This is a genomic window from Pseudoalteromonas sp. SG45-5 (genome assembly GCF_014164085.1).
GTDB classification, from domain to species: domain Bacteria; phylum Pseudomonadota; class Gammaproteobacteria; order Enterobacterales; family Alteromonadaceae; genus Pseudoalteromonas; species Pseudoalteromonas aliena.
In genome coordinates, this window is the sequence record NZ_JACJEM010000027.1 from 24592 (window position 1) to 42328 (window position 17737).

15 protein-coding genes are annotated in these 17737 nt (G+C 39.7%); 7 read left to right on the forward strand and 8 right to left on the reverse strand.

Annotation, left to right across the window (positions count from 1 at the left end):
* Nucleotides 1-122: 122 nt before the first annotated feature.
* The 7 genes from parC to H5119_RS10490 form a co-directional block, all read right to left on the reverse strand.
* Nucleotides 123-2417 (reverse strand): DNA topoisomerase IV subunit A, encoded by a 2295-nt coding sequence (parC, locus tag H5119_RS10460; protein ID WP_077536970.1) that lies wholly within the window; start codon nucleotides 2415-2417, stop codon nucleotides 123-125.
* A 10-nt stretch (nucleotides 2418-2427) separates the two neighbouring features.
* Nucleotides 2428-3522 (reverse strand): sorbosone dehydrogenase family protein, encoded by a 1095-nt coding sequence (locus H5119_RS10465; protein WP_182702186.1) that lies wholly within the window; start codon nucleotides 3520-3522, stop codon nucleotides 2428-2430.
* A 29-nt stretch (nucleotides 3523-3551) separates the two neighbouring features.
* Nucleotides 3552-5441, reverse strand: coding sequence for a DNA topoisomerase IV subunit B (gene parE, locus H5119_RS10470; RefSeq protein WP_138583918.1), 1890 nt, complete (start codon nucleotides 5439-5441; stop codon nucleotides 3552-3554).
* A gap of 41 nt (nucleotides 5442-5482) precedes the next feature.
* Entirely contained in the window at nucleotides 5483-6043 is a 561-nt protein-coding gene (locus H5119_RS10475; protein ID WP_138583917.1) for a YqiA/YcfP family alpha/beta fold hydrolase, read from the reverse strand.
* Nucleotides 6028-6813 (reverse strand): metallophosphoesterase, encoded by a 786-nt coding sequence (locus tag H5119_RS10480; RefSeq protein ID WP_138583916.1) that lies wholly within the window; start codon nucleotides 6811-6813, stop codon nucleotides 6028-6030. The genes H5119_RS10475 and H5119_RS10480 overlap by 16 nt, the downstream gene beginning before the upstream one ends.
* Entirely contained in the window at nucleotides 6800-7258 is a 459-nt protein-coding gene (locus H5119_RS10485; protein WP_182702187.1) for a DUF1249 domain-containing protein, read from the reverse strand. The genes H5119_RS10480 and H5119_RS10485 overlap by 14 nt, the downstream gene beginning before the upstream one ends.
* Nucleotides 7259-7566: 308 nt before the next feature.
* Nucleotides 7567-8193 carry an NUDIX domain-containing protein gene (locus H5119_RS10490; protein WP_182702188.1) on the reverse strand — a complete coding sequence of 209 codons (627 nt, stop codon included), beginning with the start codon at nucleotides 8191-8193 and terminating at the stop codon, nucleotides 7567-7569.
* A 150-nt stretch (nucleotides 8194-8343) separates the two neighbouring features.
* Between H5119_RS10490 and tolC the strand changes: the two genes are divergently transcribed.
* The 3 genes from tolC (at nucleotide 8344) to H5119_RS10505 (ending at nucleotide 11355) form a co-directional block, all read left to right on the forward strand.
* A complete protein-coding gene (tolC, locus tag H5119_RS10495; protein WP_182702189.1) occupies nucleotides 8344-9699 on the forward strand; it encodes an outer membrane channel protein TolC in 1356 nt (451 codons plus the stop codon).
* Between the two features lie 111 nt (nucleotides 9700-9810).
* Nucleotides 9811-10740: an LpxL/LpxP family Kdo(2)-lipid IV(A) lauroyl/palmitoleoyl acyltransferase gene (gene lpxL, locus H5119_RS10500; RefSeq protein ID WP_182702190.1), complete on the forward strand. Its 930-nt coding sequence runs from the start codon at nucleotides 9811-9813 to the stop codon at nucleotides 10738-10740.
* A gap of 42 nt (nucleotides 10741-10782) precedes the next feature.
* Nucleotides 10783-11355: a toxin co-regulated pilus biosynthesis Q family protein gene (locus H5119_RS10505; RefSeq protein ID WP_182702191.1), complete on the forward strand. Its 573-nt coding sequence runs from the start codon at nucleotides 10783-10785 to the stop codon at nucleotides 11353-11355.
* A 54-nt stretch (nucleotides 11356-11409) separates the two neighbouring features.
* On the opposite strand, the gene glnE is transcribed toward H5119_RS10505, so the two are convergent.
* Entirely contained in the window at nucleotides 11410-14208 is a 2799-nt protein-coding gene (gene glnE, locus H5119_RS10510) for a bifunctional [glutamate--ammonia ligase]-adenylyl-L-tyrosine phosphorylase/[glutamate--ammonia-ligase] adenylyltransferase (RefSeq protein WP_182702192.1), read from the reverse strand.
* Nucleotides 14209-14286: 78 nt separating this feature from the next.
* On the opposite strand from glnE, the gene H5119_RS10515 reads away from it, so the two are divergent.
* The 4 genes from H5119_RS10515 (at nucleotide 14287) to gshB (ending at nucleotide 17556) form a co-directional block, all read left to right on the forward strand.
* Complete coding sequence (locus tag H5119_RS10515) at nucleotides 14287-15180, forward strand: hypothetical protein (RefSeq protein ID WP_138586389.1); 894 nt, start codon at nucleotides 14287-14289, stop codon at nucleotides 15178-15180.
* Between the two features lie 83 nt (nucleotides 15181-15263).
* A complete protein-coding gene (locus tag H5119_RS10520; protein WP_182702193.1) occupies nucleotides 15264-15722 on the forward strand; it encodes a hypothetical protein in 459 nt (152 codons plus the stop codon).
* A 94-nt stretch (nucleotides 15723-15816) separates the two neighbouring features.
* Nucleotides 15817-16551: a 16S rRNA (uracil(1498)-N(3))-methyltransferase gene (gene rsmE / locus H5119_RS10525; protein WP_138586391.1), complete on the forward strand. Its 735-nt coding sequence runs from the start codon at nucleotides 15817-15819 to the stop codon at nucleotides 16549-16551.
* 54 nt (nucleotides 16552-16605) lie between these two features.
* Entirely contained in the window at nucleotides 16606-17556 is a 951-nt protein-coding gene (gshB, locus tag H5119_RS10530; RefSeq protein ID WP_182702194.1) for a glutathione synthase, read from the forward strand.
* Nucleotides 17557-17737 lie beyond the last annotated feature (181 nt).

The following is a 17737-nucleotide window of genomic DNA, read 5'->3' on the forward strand; positions in this document are numbered from 1 at the left end:
GGGCTTCTCCAAAAATCAATTATGAGTATTATAGCGTTATTTTGTGACACAAACGAGACTATAGCGCACAACTGTACGCTGAAAGATTTAAGTCCTTTATTTTAAAACAAAAAAGTGATTGGCTACTCTTCGCTAATAACGTCTATTGGTTCATCATCTTGAGGAGTTAGCTCTACAACGGCCTCATCAACACGTTGCAAGCCGCGTGGTAACTTATTACCTCTACGGCCCCGCTCACCATGATAATGCTCTAAATCGCTTGGTTTAAGTGTTAATTTTCGTTTACCAGCATGAAGCGTTACACTGCTTCCTTCTGGTACAACAGCCAACACTTTTACAAATTCTTCGCGAGCTTGGACTTTAGCCCCTGGAATAGAAATTATTTTATTACCCTTACCTTTACCTAATTTTGGTAAGTCGCGTAATGGGAATAAGAGCATTCGACCTTCGTTAGAAATAGCCATGCAGTAATCACTTGCTACATCGTTTACTCTTATTGGTGAAAGTAATATTCCACCTTTAGGAACACTGACCAGCGCTTTACCATTTTTATTTTTACTTACTAAATCTTTAAAATCAGTAATAAAACCGTAGCCCGCATCTGACGCCATCAATAAGACTTGCTCATCTTCACTCATTACCACGTGCTCAAAATTAGCGCCTGGTGTTAAGTTAAAGCGACCTGTCATCGGCTCACCTTGGCTACGCGCAGAAGGTAGGCTGTGCGCATCGGTTGCAAACGCCCGCCCTGCTGAATCTAAAAAGACCGCTGGTTGATTACTCTTACCTTTTGCGGAAGCTCTAAAGCCATCACCAGAGCGATAACTTAAACCTTGTACATCTAAGTCATGGCCTTTACCAACGCGTGCCCAGCCTTTATCTGATAGCACAACGGTCACTGATTCTGAAGGTATTAAATCTTTTTCGTTAAGTGCTTTCGCTTCTGAACGCTCGATCACTGGCGAGCGGCGATCGTCACCATACATTTCAGCTGCTTCTTGAATTTCTTTTTTAAGCAGTGTTGACATACGACGTTCTGAACCCAAAATTTGCGCTAATTTATCACGCTCTTTGGCTAGTTCATCTTGCTCACCGCGAATTTTAAACTCTTCAAGTTTTGCTAAATGACGAAGCTTTAATTCTAAAATCGCTTCCGCTTGCGTATCAGTTAAATCAAAGCGCTCCATTAATACAGGCTTTGGTTTATCTTCGCTGCGGATGATTTCAATCACTTCATCAATATTTAAAAAGGCGGCTAATAAACCCTCTAAAATATGTAGACGCGCTAATACTTTATCTAAGCGATACTGCAAGCGGCGACGCACGGTTTCGCGTCTAAATATTAGCCACTCGCTTAAAATACAACGTAAGTCTTTAACTTGCGGGCGGCCATCTAGCCCCAACATGTTTAAGTTTACACGGTAGTTTTTTTCTAAATCGGTGGTCGCAAACAAGTGAGCCATCAATGGCTCTGCTTTAATTCGGTTAGAGCGCGGTATAATCACTATACGAGTTGGATTTTCGTGATCTGATTCATCACGTAAATCGGCAATCATGGGTAATTTTTTAGCGTTCATTTGCGCTGCAATTTGCTCAAGCACTTTACCACCAGAACATTGATGCGGAAGCGCTGTAATCACTATATCGCCATGTTCTTCGGTGTATACCGCCCGCATTTTGATAGACCCGCGACCGGTTTTATATATTTTATGAATATCGGCTTTTGGGGTAATTATTTCAGCGTCGGTTGGATAATCTGGAGCATGTACAAGCTCAAGTAATTCTTCCAGCTCTGTTTTTGGTTTATCAAGCAATAAACAACATGCACTGGCGACTTCTCGTACGTTATGTGGCGGAATATCGGTTGCCATACCAACTGCAATACCGGTTATACCGTTAAGTAAAATATGTGGTAAGCGAGAAGGCAGTACGACGGGCTCATCCATTGTGCCATCAAAGTTTGGTGTCCAATCGACTGTGCCTTGGCCAAGCTCTTTTAATAGTACTTCTGAAAATTTAGACAAACGCGCTTCTGTATAACGCATTGCAGCAAACGATTTAGGATCATCCGCCGCGCCCCAGTTCCCTTGCCCATCTACCAATGGGTAGCGATAAGAAAACGGCTGCGCCATCAATACCATCGCTTCGTAACAGGCGCTGTCGCCATGTGGATGGTACTTACCAAGTACGTCACCCACGGTACGGGCTGATTTTTTATACTTAGCATTAGCCGATAACCCCAGTTCGCTCATCGCATAAATAATACGTCGCTGTACTGGTTTTAAGCCATCGCCTACATGCGGTAGAGCACGATCCATGATTACGTACATGGAATAATTTAAATAAGCGTCTTCGGTAAAACGCCCCATAGTTTGTTGCTCAATTCCTTGCATTAGCAAGGTATCTGTATCACTCATTAAAGCTTACCTAGTTTTTCTTATAGCTTACACGGTAGATTACATTGGCGTAATCATCGCTTACTAACAGACTGCCGTCGCCTAATTCTGCAAATGCAACAGGGCGTCCAAATGTTATTTCGTTTTTCATAAAGCCAGTAATAAAAGGTGTATATTTAGTTACGCGACCGACTTCAATTGTTGCTAGCCCTACTTTGTAGCCTGACTTTTTAGAACGGTTCCATGAGCCATGTTCAGCTACAAATAATTGCTGCTTATAACTTGCTGGAAATTGCTTACCATTATAAAAATGAATACCTAGTGGTGCGACATGCGCCGGAAGAGCAAGGGCTGGCGACGTGTAATCGGCAATATTTTTGCCTTTGCCAAACTCAGGATCGATGATCGCACCTGCGTGCACATACGGAAAGCCAAAATGTTCACCCTCTTGCGTTGCACGATTTATCTCATCCGGTGGAATATCATCGCCCATCATATCGCGACCGTTATCACTAAACCATAAGGCCTGGGTGGCAGGATGAAAATCAAAACCTACTGTATTTCTAACCCCTTTTGCTATTGTTTTTATTTGTTTAGTTTCGACATCTAACGCAAAAATTCGGCCAAAACGATCGTCTTCAGCACAAATATTACACGGTACACCAACCGGTATGATTAACTCCCCCGTTGGTGCAAAACGTAAAAATTTCCAGCCATGGTGACGCTCAGATGGCAATGCGTCATACAGTATTTCAAACTTTGGTTTTTTTAATTGAGTATCAATATTTTTAAAGCGAATAATGCGATGTACTTCACCTACATACAGGTCGCCATCTTTAATGGCTAAACCCGACGGCATATTTAATCCCTCGGCAACCAGCATTTTTTTATCAGCAACACCGTCGCTATTATGGTCGATAAGCGCATATACATTGCCTGCTTTACGAGAACCTACGTACACAATCCCCTTTTTTGAAACAGCTAGTTGACGTGCATTTTCTACATCATCTGCAAATAAGCTGATTTCAAACCCAGGTGCTACAGTAAGCTCGTCGAGTATGTTTTTAGCTATTGCCGGAGCGGTAGTCAGCCCAAGTAATAGCAAACTTCCTAGTAACTTATTCATTCGTCTCTCCTAGTGTTAAGCACAAGTAACTAAACTTGTGCCTTATTACCATGATCCTCTAGCCATTGACGACGATCTGGCGATCGTTTTTTAGCAAGCAGCATATCCATCATTTCCATGGTCTCTACTTCTTCATCAAGTGTAAGCTGCACCAAACGTCTGGTATTTGGATCCATCGTAGTTTCACGAAGCTGCAACGGATTCATTTCACCCAGACCTTTGAATCGCTGTACGTTTACTTTTCCGCGCTTTTTTTCTGCTTCTATACGCGCCAAGATAGCGGTTTTTTCGCCTTCATCAAGTGCGTAGTAAACTTCTTTACCAATATCAATTCTAAATAATGGCGGCATTGCAACATACACATGCCCTGTTTTTACTAGCTCTGGAAAATGACGAACAAACAGAGCACACAATAGAGTTGCAATGTGTAATCCATCCGAATCAGCATCGGCCAATATACAAATTTTATTGTAGCGCAATCCCGACATATCGGTTGATTCCGGATCAATACCCAATGCCACTGAAATATCGTGTACTTCTTGCGATGCGAGTATTTGCCCCGATTCAACTTCCCACGTATTTAAAATTTTACCACGCAGCGGCATAATTGCCTGAAATTCACGATCGCGCGCTTGTTTAGCAGAGCCACCAGCAGAGTCACCTTCTACTAAAAATAATTCAGTACGGTCGTTATCAGCGGCACTACAATCTGTTAATTTACCCGGTAATGCGGGGCCTGCGGTAACGCGTTTACGGACTACTTTTTTAGCAGCGCGTAAGCGGCTTTGTGCATTTGAAATGCATAACTCCGCTAACAGCTCTGCGGTATCAGTGTGCTCATTTAACCACAAGCTAAACGCATCTTTTACAACACCCGATACAAATGCAGCGCACGAGCGTGATGATAGTTTTTCTTTGGTTTGACCTGCAAATTGTGGGTCTTGCATTTTAACTGACAGCACGTAACTACAGCGCTCCCAAATGTCATCTGGGGTTAACTTTACGCCACGAGGGAGTAAGTTTCTAAACTCACAAAATTCACGCATTGCTTCAAGTAAACCTTGGCGTAAACCATTTACATGCGTACCGCCTTGTGCGGTAGGGATCAGGTTCACATAACTCTCGGCTATGGATTCGCCACCTTCAGGTAGCCATACAACAGCCCAATCTGCACCTTCAATTGAGCTTTTAAATTCGCCTACAAACGGGTCCTGCGGTAATGTTTCAAAGCCTTTAATAGCTTCAATTAAGTAATCTTTTAAGCCTGTTTCGTAAAACCACTCTTGGGTTTCTTTTGTTTGTTTGTTAACAAACTTAATACGTAACCCAGGACATAAAACCGCTTTGGCTTTTAATAAATGGTTTAGTTTAGTAATTGAATAATTTGGTGAATCAAAATAGCTAACATCTGCCCAAAAACGAACCGTAGTACCTGTGTTGCGCTTACCCACAGTGCCAATTACGTTTAAGTCTTCTACTTTATCGCCACTTTCAAATGCCATTCTGTATTGCTGAGCATCGCGTCGTACCGTTACTTCAACACGCGTAGATAACGCATTTACTACAGAAATACCGACACCGTGTAGACCGCCAGAAAATTGATAGTTTTTATTAGAAAACTTGCCGCCGGCGTGTAACTTAGTGAAGATTAATTCAACCCCAGGAATGCCTTCCTCAGGGTGAATATCAATGGGCATACCACGTCCATCATCACTTACTTCAAGCGAGTTGTCTTCGTGAAGTATTACGTCGATACGAGTAGCATGACCCGCCATCGCTTCATCGACACTGTTATCGATAACCTCTTGGCCTAAATGATTTGGCCTTACAGTATCGGTGTACATCCCAGGACGTCTTTTTACTGGATCTAACCCATTAAGTACTTCAATGGCTTCGGCGTTATAATTTTGATCACTCATAATTTTTATCTTTATATGTGCTAAGACGAGCTTAGCTAGTTTTACGTGATTTTAAGAAAATCTACAATATTCGCAAAAGTGCTTTCAAAACCTGTATAGCTATGATCACCACCAAATTCTACCAATTGCTTGCATTGTGAATAATAATTTACTGCGTGTTGAAAATTTAACACTTCATCGCCTGTTTGCTGTAGTAAATACAGTAATTCAGGGTGTTTTAGTTTATCGACAGCCAGTGCTTTTAAAGCGTTTATATGACTGTTATTTAAATCATAATAATAATCTTGATACGGATTATAATTTGGACCAAGTAACGGCTGCAATAATGTGTACGGTGCTACTGCGGGATTAATAACCACTGCAGGAATTTGATAACGCTGCGATAAATATGTGGCAAAAAAACCACCTAACGAGCTACCTAATAAAACAGTATTAGGCGTTATTAATTGCTCAAGCTTAATTATAGCTTGTAGAGGCTCGTGGTTTAAGTTCGGTACACAATAATCAACATCATAGTTTGCCATAAGCTCACCAAAGCGCACAGCTTTATATGATTTTTGTGAACTATTGAAACCATGAATATAAATTACCCGTTTAGCCATATGACTTCCGTTTTTACACTTGTTCTAGCTTTTTGCGCGTCTATATAAAACATTCTGTAAGCGGGGCCACAATTTTGCTGCAGCCACTGTGCGCTATACTTTTTAAACTGCACTGAACTGGCTGGCGTTGCATAGACTTTTAAATCTCTATAGCTTTGCTCATATTCATTATGAACATGACCATGAAAAAGCCCACTAACATTGCCACTATTTACCAAGATATTTAATAATTGAGGCCCATTTTCAAGCATATGCTTATCGAGGTAACCATTTATTGGTAATGGATTATGGTGGCAAAAGATGAGCTTATCATTACTTGATTGCACTAAACAATCGGCTATTTCATCTAAATGCGCACCGCTAACCCAGCCAGCTGGTGTGGGACCTTTTGAGTTAATAAGTAACAACTCAATTTCGTTTGCCACTATATGTTTAGCGCTATTTATCTGCCCACCACTTATACGACTCAACATTGCTGTTTCATCATGATTACCTGGCAGCCAAAATACAGGGCATGTTAATGCGCTTTTATGTATCAATTCACTAAACAGCAGGTAAGATTCAAAACTGTGATCTTGTGTTAGATCACCACCAAAAATCACACCATCTAGTGCTTGCGTGGCCATATGCGCTAATGCTTGCTCAAAATGTGATGCCGTATTTACACCAAAGTACTCATCCGCTTTATCAGCAAATAAATGGCAGTCAGTTATATGAGCTATGCGTAATGAAGACGTATTAAATTTGTAAGGCTCATTAAACCAGCCCATTATTTACATCCCAATTAAGGGTTGCTTGCCCATGCTCAACACAAGCTACAAGCCAGTCATATAAAAACGCATTGAGTTGATACTTTTCATCTTTTTGGTGCATTTTAGGATTAGGGTATCCATAAGATGGCTTGATTCGCTGATGATAATCGTGATGAATAATTTCAGCAACTTTAGCATCGTGATACAACCTTACAGTTAAATATAGCGGTGTAATACCTTTCACCATGCCTGTTAGTTGCTTGATTGAAATATCCATAGTGTATTTTGCGCTACCATCAATTTTTGTAGCAAACTCACTGTTGCCTAGTTTTACTTCGCGAATGCTTCCTACATTGCGCTCGCTAGGTAACAACTTTAATAGTCGCACGTAATTATGCTCACAAAGCGTTAAATACTTTGGGAGGCTTTGAATATATCGCTGCGTTGCTAATTGTGCTGTCAAAGTACCACCATTATTTTTTAACCGAATTTAGGGCGTGTTGATCTTTGTGGATTGAAATTTGTTCAATCTAGGGGCGGTTGAATCACGGCGCGAGGTTTGTAACCTAGTGGGCTAAGTAAAAACCGAGCAACAAAGAGTCGACCGTCCCTAGATCGAGCTCAAAGGGCAGCGCATGTTTGGCATTTATGCTGCGTTCTCGCCTATTTATGGGGAACACCACACATCATAGGCTCTGCCTTGCTTAAATACCAAACAGTCTGCTGTAAATTCAACCACCAAAGGTCAACACGCCCTAGTTAATTTAAAAGTTATGCCCACTTTCCTTTCATTTTTTCGCGATTAAGTGCAAGCCACTGCATGCAGATAACCGTTGCGGCATTATCCATTTCACCGTTATTGAGCCGCATTAACGCATCATCAACCGATAAAACGTGTGTTTTTATATCTTCGCCTTCGCTTTCAAGGCCATAGACACCCGATTTCACTTGGCTTAAATCAGCACGAGCTAAATATAAATAGAGGCGCTCTGTTGTGCCCCCAGGGCTTGATAAATATGAAAGCATAAATTCAAGCTCTGTTAACTCAAGTCCAGCCTCTTCATACGCTTCTTTTTTAACAACCGATTCATAATCTGTACTGCCATCCGTCATTCCGGCTATACATTCTAGCAGCCACGGCGAATGCTTGCTTTTAATGGCGCCAATTCGTATTTGTTCAATTAAGAGAATGCTATCTGATACGGGATCATAAGGAAGTACAGCAATTGCATCGCCTCGTTCTAAAATTTCACGACTAATTAACTGTGAGGTGCCACCTGCAAATAATGCATGTTCAAACTCGTATAAATTAACCTGAAAGAAACCTTTGTAGAGATTTTTTATCGGTTTTATGTTCACATCTTTATGTGTAAATTGAACCAAGCTTTTATTTACCATCTATTGGTTTCCTATATTGCTCAACAACTAAAATGCGATAATATATCCTGTTACATTTGAACATACGGTTTTACAAAAAAATTTTTTTTTATGAAGTAAAACAGGTTAACATGCTTTTAGTATAAAAATTGTCTAAGGACTGAACCTAATATGAAAAAGAACATCCTTGCGGCGCTGGTTAGTTTATCATGCGCATTAGGCGCTACAGCCGCTAACGCTGAAGATTTACTACAAGTTTTTGAAATAGCGACAGCTAACGATCCCACCGTGTTAAAAGCAAAAGCCCAAGCTGATGCACAATCTTACCAAAGTGATCTTGCCATGAGTGCATTATTACCTCAAATTGGTTTAAGTATGGGTTACAAAAAAACTGATTCAACCTCTTATAGACAATCTGAAGATTTATCGGCTATTAATCAGTTTAATACTGATAACGATGAGTTTTCTCGAGGCTTAAGTTTAAGCCAAACTTTATTTGATTTAGGCGCTTGGAACTCGTTAGACATTGCAGACAAACAAGCTCTGCAAGCAAGTGCGCAATACGATGCAGCTAAGCAAAACTTAATTGTACGCGTTGCTGAAGGTTATTTTAACGTATTAAGTGCGGTTGACAACCTTGAGTTTGTAGAAGCTGAAAAACGTGCTATTGAACGCCAACTTGAACAAACAAAACAGCGTTATGCAGTGGGCTTAACAGCAATAACTGATGTACACGAAGCGCAAGCTCAGTTTGATAATTCAGTAGCTCAAGAGATTATCGCAAGCAATGCAGTAGAAACAGCCCGTGAGCAACTTCGCGAAATCACTGGTAAGTATCATGCAAAGTTAGACTTTTTAAATACCGACAGTTTCTCTACAACCAAGCCTGCCAAACTTTCTTCAGATTTTGTTAAAGTTGCTGAAAACAAAAATATTAGCTTACAAGTCTCTAAAGTAACCGTCGATATTGCAAAAGATCAAATTGAGCAAGCAAAAGCGGGGCATTACCCAAAACTAACTCTAAACGCTAGCTATGGTGATACCCTAACTGACTCAACAACAAACAATATGAGCTTTAATAACCGCCCACGTGAAGATTTATCATCTGTCGGTATTAACTTCAGCGTCCCACTGTACTCGGGTGGTGCAACGGTTGCAGCAACTAATCAAGCCCGTGCATTTTACGTAGCTGCAAGTCAAGATTATGAAACCAATTACCGTGCTATAACACGCACAGTTATTACATCTTACAACCAAGTTGTTTCGGACATTGCTACCTACAAAGCACTAGAGCAAGCGGTTGTTTCGGCCCAAAGTGCGCTTAAAGCAACTGAAGCGGGTTTTGAAGTAGGCACACGAACTATTGTTGATGTGCTGGTTAGTACACAAAACTTATTCAACGCCAAGCGTAACCTTGCTGATGTACGTTATAGATATGTGTTATCGACTCTGCGCCTAAAATTGGCTGCTGGTACACTACAAAGTGAAGATTTAGTGGCTATAAACCAAGGCTTAAAAGCCGCTTAAGTTATAGCTTGATATAAAATCTATATACATTCAAAGCCAGCTACATGCTGGCTTTTTGTATTTTATAACGCTTAGCGTTAAACTATCGTTTTTATTCTCAGAGAGATTTTTGTGGTCACTTCATCTCCTTTTAAAGCATCTTTTTTAGGCCCTCGATACTGGTTAACGTGGGTTGGCGTTCTATTTTTATATTTAATTTCTTGGTTGCCACAAAAACTACAGTTGGCGATGGGTAAACAACTTGGCCGCTTAGTTCATAAGTTTATGAAACGCCGCCGCCATATTGCAGAAGTAAACATAAAACTGTGTTTTCCTGATATGAGCGAAGCAGATCAAAAAGATCTCGTGCTCAAAAATATGGAAAATACCGGCATTGCAATGGTCGAAACTGGCATGGCATGGTGGTGGCCGCAATGGCGTGTACAAAAAGCACTGGGCTCATTAAAGGGGCTTGAACACTTTGAGCGTATGCAACAATCTGGTAAAGGGGTTTTGCTGCTTGTTCCCCATATTTTACATTTAGAAATGGCTAGCCGTATTATGGGTTTAAAATGCCAAGGTATTGGTTTTTACCGTCCTCATAATAATCCGCTTATGGAATACTTTACAACCAATGGGCGCTTACGTTCAAACGAGTATTTAATTGGCCGTAAAGATGTGAAAGGCTTATTAAAAGCACTCAAAAACAAAAAGGTGTGTTACTACTTACCGGATCAAGACTATGGCCGTAAACGTTGTGAGTTTGTGCCATTTTATGCAGTACCAGACACAGCAACCACCACAGGAACACTTATGTTTGCTGGCAGTAAGTACTGTGAAACCATGAGCTTAATTACTCGCCGTGATGAAAATGGCAAGTATCATTTAGAAGTATTACCCGAGCTCGAAAATTTTCCCAGTGGCGATAGTAAAGCAGATGTAACACGTGTTAACCAACGTATAGAACAATCTGTTAATGCAGCACCAGAGCAATATATGTGGCTGCACCGCCGCTTTAAAACTAGACCTGACAAAAATACCCCTTCTTTTTACAAGAAGTAATTGATATAACTATTAAAGATTCGCATTAAGTGAGTAATAATTATGTGGTTTTGGCTTAAACATCTTTTAGTTGCAGTATTATTAATAATATTTGCTCTCTACTTCTTACTGAGTGACGGCTTAGTATTGGATTTTAAACACTCCAAAAATGCAGCTGCTGAAGGACTGTCACGCTTTTATGCTTCAATCCAGAATAAATCTAAAAATGATAAAGAACGCGGTAACTTTGTTCTAAAATTAGCTGCGCCAGAGCAAACTCTAGATCGTGTATTAACCGAGCGCACTCGGATCGTTGATCCTATGCCAACAAATTGGGCTGGAAAAATCGAACCTAGACGCTTTGAGAGCGGAACCACACTAAAAGAGGCGCTTTCTGAATTTGCCGAGAACGAAGGCATCACCTTATATTGGTATTTAGATAAAGACTTTGTAGTGAAAGATTATTTTAGAGTTGATAACGATTTCACTTCGACATTTTACCAAATTGGTCGCGCTATAAATGATGAATTTGAATACGAGGTTTACACTTATTTTTGCCACAAACAACGTGCTGCAATTATCACTGAAAAACCATCTGAGTTTGTTCGAGCAAACTGTGTCAAAATAAATGTGTGAGTAAGTAACACAAAAATCCAAGCCTGTGCTTGGATTTCTGTCATTCAATTCAATTCAATTCAATTCAAAAATGATATCCCAAATTCGCTTAACATTAGTAATATCTTCTTCAAATTGTATACGTGGCACTAACCGACCTTGCTGCTCCAAGCTCAACACATGATAACGAGAACGATACGATATATAAGCGTGTATTAACTGCTGTTGCTGATCTTTTGTAATGCATCCGATTTTTGCGGCATCAGTTAAAATCCTTACATTATCAGAGTACACCGTTAACCTCTCAAATTCATGAGCATATTTAAGCACTAAGTATTGAGTAATAAATTCAATATCGGCCATACCACCAATATCTTGTTTTAAATCAAATTTGTCCGTGTTGCCTTTTGCTAAATGGACGCGCATTTTTTCACGCATTTTTATTACATCATCTTTTAATACTTTTATATCACGCTGCTGACAAAGAATGTCCTTACGGATTTCAGCAAAACGCTCAATAAGTTCATCTTGACCTAAAATAAGTCGGGCGCGCACAAGCGCTTGATGCTCCCATGTCCATGCTTGAGTTTGCTGATAGTGATTAAAGCTCTCAAGATTAATTGCTAATAAGCCAGAAGCTCCCTCAGGACGTAAACGTGTATCGAGTTCATACAAAATACCTGATGCTGTACGGGTATTAAATAAGTGCATTAAGCGCTGCGCTAGCTTTAAATAAAACTGCCGTGAATCAATTGGTTTTTTACCATTCGTTTGGCTTAAACCATCATGATTATGTACAAATACTAAATCTAAATCTGAATCATAACCGACTTCAAAACCACCTGTTTTACCATACGCTATGACTGCAAAGCCTTTATTTTCGTCATCAGTACCTTGGGGCGTACCAAAACGCTGAGCTGTATTGTGCCATGCAATATTTACGGCCTGACCTACAACAGCCTCAGCTAATGCAGTTAAGTGATCGCTTACTTTCATGACATCAATAAAACCCGTCGCATCAGCGGCTGCTATGCGTAATTGGTGAGTTTGCTTAAACTGCCTTAACGACTCCATTTGTAATTCTAAGTCGTCATGCTCAATACGTAAGAAATATTGCCTTATTTCATCCTTATAAGCAGTTAATGGAGTTGGCTTATAAAGAACAGCGGGGTCTATTAATTCATCAAGTAGTATTGGGTAGCGCGATATATGCTCTCCTATCCACTTGCTATGACAGCACAGTAAAACTAATTGCTTTAATGTGCCTGGATTTTCATAAAGTAATTCTAAATACGCAGTGCGAGAGATAATTTTATTGAGAATTTGGCAAATCATCGTAAATGCAGTTGCACTGGCATTAAAGTTACTTAACTGCTTGAGCAGTGCTGGCATTAACTTATCAAGAATGTCACGTCCGCGATTACCAACTTTAGCTTTTGACAAACGTAACTTAAAGTCTTGCAGTGGTAGTTGCCAATCATCTTTGGGATCATTTAAAAAGCTTATATCACCATGTTCCCATGCGCTTACAAACGCACTTTCACAAGTATCTAGAGGCTCAGTTTCCTCACCTATAACATGCGTAAATTCATTATTGATCTGACTCATCACATGTTCAATTTCACTTACTGATGCTGTAAAATCTGGCTGTGCTAGCAATAGATTCAAACGCTGCTGGTTTAGCTCATCATTGGGCAATGTTTGCGTTTGTTGATCGTCAAATATTTGTAAGTACTGCTCTACCTTTCTTAAATACAGATAGTTATTTTTTAGATCTTTAGCTTCTAGATCATCAATAATCTGACTTACTGTTAACTCCTTTAATGCTTTGAGTAACGATTGCGTTTGTAAGTTAGCTTCACGCCCGCCGCGCACCATTTGCAAGGCTTGAACAATAAATTCCACCTCTCGAATACCACCAGCACCCAATTTTATATTATTTGTTAATCGCTTACGGCGGACTTCTTGAGCAATCATAAGCTTCATTTTACGAAGTGATTCAATAACCGAAAAATCAATATATCGGCGATATACAAACGGCTTTAAAAGCTGATTAAACTCATCCCAATATTGATTAGGCACGCCAATTAAGCGCCCCTTTAACATGGCATAACGTTCCCAATCACGCCCTTGCTCTTGGTAGTAATCTTCAATCGCGTTAAAGCTCATCACCAGAGGGCCGCTTTCACCAAATGGACGAAGCCGCATATCAACTCTAAATACCTGCCCATCACCCGTGGTTTGATTTAATGATGCGATGAGCTTTTGTGCAACTTTAGTATAAAATATCTGTGCCTCAATGCTGCGACGCCCTCCTTGTGTTTTAACGCTGCGAGGATATGCAAAAATAAGATCGATATCTGATGAGTAATTAAGTTCTTGCCCCCCTAATTTACCCATTCCTAATACCATTAAAGGCATTGCTTGGTTGCGCTCATCCAAAGGTTCACCGTTAACTTTGGCAACGTGTGCGTGCGCCCATTGATTTACGCTTTGAATCAGCATATCTGCAAGCTGGCTAATATATTTAATACTATCTGAGATAGGGTTATTACAGCATAAATCTAAAAAAGCGACTTTCAGCCAGTACTTTTCTCGATACTTGCGAAGGAGTTTATGACATTGAGATTCATCTAATTCAGTAAGGTCCAAACTTTCAAAAGGAGAGTGTATAGCCCTATTTTGTAGTTCATTTTTGCATAACAGCCATGGCATTAAATCAGGTTGCGACTCTAAACTACGCCATGCAAAATCACTCAGCGCTAACAACGTTACAATTTTACTGTCTATATTATGCTGTTGCGGATACAGCTTTTTAAAGCGCATCAAGCCAAGTTTTTGTAATTGAATAGGAAGTTGCTTTACATTACTCATCAATCCTCTCTTTTATATCATCAATATCCGTACTAGAATGATTAAAACCTAAAAAGGTTAACTTTAATCAGGATCACCATGTCATATTTGTCTTTATCTAACACTAGTTTTGTTGCTATTGCTATTAGTTTTGTGGTTATTTGTATCACTGTTTTTATTTTGCGAATTATAACTCAAATCAAAGCAAAACAAGCGCTTAAAGACGAGTTAGCGCAATACGATAACTTTGCAATGGGCATTAGTTTCGCCTCAGAAATATCGGTTGTAATAGCAACCATCGCCTTTTTATTCGATGAAATAAGTGTCAGTACTGCGCAATCGAATCCACTAAAAGTGGCTGTGTTAATATTTTTACTCTTTGCGTTTATAAAAATAGGACACATGATCCACCGCAAATGGATTTTACGTCGCTTTAATGAAGAAGCTGCTATTTTAAAGAAAAATGTATGTGCAGCACTTGTTGATTCAGGAATGTTAATCGCCAACTGCATTATGACTCTAGGCCTTTATACGTGGACTCACACGCAAGGCTTTAGTAATTTACTGATTGCATTTGTCAGCTTTTTTGTGCTGCAAGGGATGTTTGCCCTTGATAGCAAAATACGTGAGTACCGATTTGCAAAAGCCAATCAAGGGGCTTCATTACAAAGTAATTTTAATTTAGAAAATACTTCTATTGGTATTCGCTACGCTGGTAAATCTATTGGTTTAGCGTTAGCTGCTTATGCCGGCTTGTCGAGCGCTGCATTTCAAAATGGCAAGATGGTTGAAAATCTATTCACACTTGTTATGCATTGCAGTGTAATGTGGGCATTGCTTTATACGCTTACATTTATAATAAAAAAAATATCACTGCCCAATATTGATACCGCTCTTGAGGTCGATCACCAAGATAATATCGGTATTGCGTGCATAGAATTTGCTGTTTTCTGTGCAATCGGCTATTTACTTATTAGCATGTTTTCTATTTAACACTGATTTTTTAATAAAATTGCTATTAACGCTTTGTATTTAATTAAATCAGTTACACCTTTGCTTAAATGCAATGAGGCCTTATGGCATTTAAAATAAACAACTTTTTACTAATTGATGTGGATAACGATTTTAGTCGAGCACTAGCTGGGCACTATTTTAATAGTGCCCTCGCTGATGCCCCAAGCACTTTAGTTATTGCAGGTAGTAACATGCGTCAATTAGTTAAAATGATGTTTGACGAGCTTATTAAAGACTATTGCTACTGCGATTTCGAAAACGAAATTAGTGTTTCTGAACTCGCTAGTTATTTACATGAGCACCATAATATCCAAGGTGTTTTATTTAATCGTACCGACTACTTACTTGCCGATGAAAAACAACGTTTTATTTATAATTCATTGCATAAGAATCGCTTTTTGGTTAGTCAAAATGAAAGTGATTTTACTTTTAGTCAGCTTGCTGACCCCGCACACTCAAATCACTTATCGTGTCAGACTGATATTGCACAAACCCCCTTAAGCCTAATTGAGTTCAATTAGGTCGCTAAATATAAAATAAATAATTGCACCTAGCCCTGTGCTTACTTAACATAGCGGATATAATTTTTATCTGCCAATCGATAAGTGACACCACATGCGAGTACCTCATATCTATCAGGCTTCGAGTATTGCCTTAAACACTCCCGTTACATTGGATGACGATGCAGCTGGCCACATTGGCCGGGTTCTTCGTATGAAAGTTGGCGAACATGTATCCATTTTTAATGGTGAAGGCGGCGAGTACCTTAGTGAAATTATTGAAGTTACTAAAAAAAATGTCGTGGTTATGCCACAAGAACTCAATTTACACGATGTTGAATCACCGTTAAAAATTCATTTAGGCCAATGCGTATCGCGTGGTGATAAAATGGATTTTACAATTCAAAAATCAGTTGAATTAGGGATTACCGAAATTACGCCTATTTTTAGTCAACGTTGTGGCGTAAAACTAATGGGCGACCGTCTTGATAAAAAGCATCAACAATGGCAAAAAATCGCGATTGCAGCGGCAGAGCAATCAGGGCGTAATTTTGTGCCAATCATCCACCCTCCGGTAGATTTAAAGCAATGGCTTGCACAAGATACCAATGCAATAAAGCTAACTCTCCACCCTCGTGCAGAGCACAGTATTAAAACTATTACGGTGCCTAAAGATGGCGTGCGCTTCTTAGTGGGCCCCGAAGGCGGCTTTACCGATGATGAAATGGCACTAACTAAACAACTAGAATTTGTAGATATTCGTTTAGGCCCACGCGTTTTACGAACAGAAACAGCCGCTTTAACGGTCTTAAGTGCATTACAACTTCAATTTGGCGATTTAGCTAATTGAAATAACTAAAAGCACCCTCATATAAACAGTAACATTTATAGTAAGGCACAGCGCATGGCAATTAAGTTAGGTATTATTTCTGATCCTATTAGTGGATTTAACATCAAAAAAGACACCGGTTTTGCAATGATGATGCAGGCGCAAGAGCGCGGCTACGAAATCTACTACATGGAGATGGATGATTTATCACTTCGTAAAGGAAAATCGTATGCAACCGCCGCTAAAGCGCAAGTATTTAATAACGCTGAAAAGTGGTACGAACTTGAAGAAAAAGCCACCATTGCACTTGCCGACTTAGACGTCATTCTAATGCGTAAAGATCCTCCTTTTGACACCGAATACATTTACGCAACGTATATTCTAGAGCGCGCCGAGCAAGAAGGTACGCTTATAATTAACAAGCCACAAAGCCTACGCGATGCGAACGAAAAGCTATTTACAGCATGGTTTAGTGAACATACACCTGATACGTTAGTAACACGAAGCCAAAAGCAAATCCGTGAATTTTTAGCCGAGCATAAAGATATTATTTTAAAACCACTGGATGGTATGGGTGGCGCTTCTATTTTTCGTGTAACAGAAAGCGACGCGAACATTGGCGTAATTTGCGAAACACTTACAGAGCACGGCAGTCGGTTTGCAATGGCACAAAATTATATCCCAGAGATCAAACAAGGCGATAAGCGCGTATTGGTAGTTGATGGCGAAGTAATTCCATATTGCCTAGCACGTATTCCACAAAATGGGGAAACTCGCGGCAATTTGGCCGTTGGTGGTCGCGGTGAAGCACGTCCACTTAGCGAATCAGATTTAAAAATAGCGCAAGCTGTAGCACCTACACTCAAAGAAAAAGGCCTAATATTTGTAGGCTTAGACATCATTGGCGACAAGCTAACAGAAATTAACGTAACAGCACCAACATGCGTACGTGAAATTGAAGCCGCTTATGATATTTCTATCACAGGTATTTTATTTGATGCCATAGAGCGTAAATTAGATAAATAACTAGCGCTATTTAAACCCCCATTAATTTAAGTATTTCATACAATTGATGGGGTTTTTATGTCAATTCAAAGATTTATGCCATACTAAAAATTCATTATCAAATAATACTAGTCTGCTTATATATGGGGCCTATTTAACGTTAAGAAAATGACGCTAGAACTAGGCAAAAATTTATGCAGGT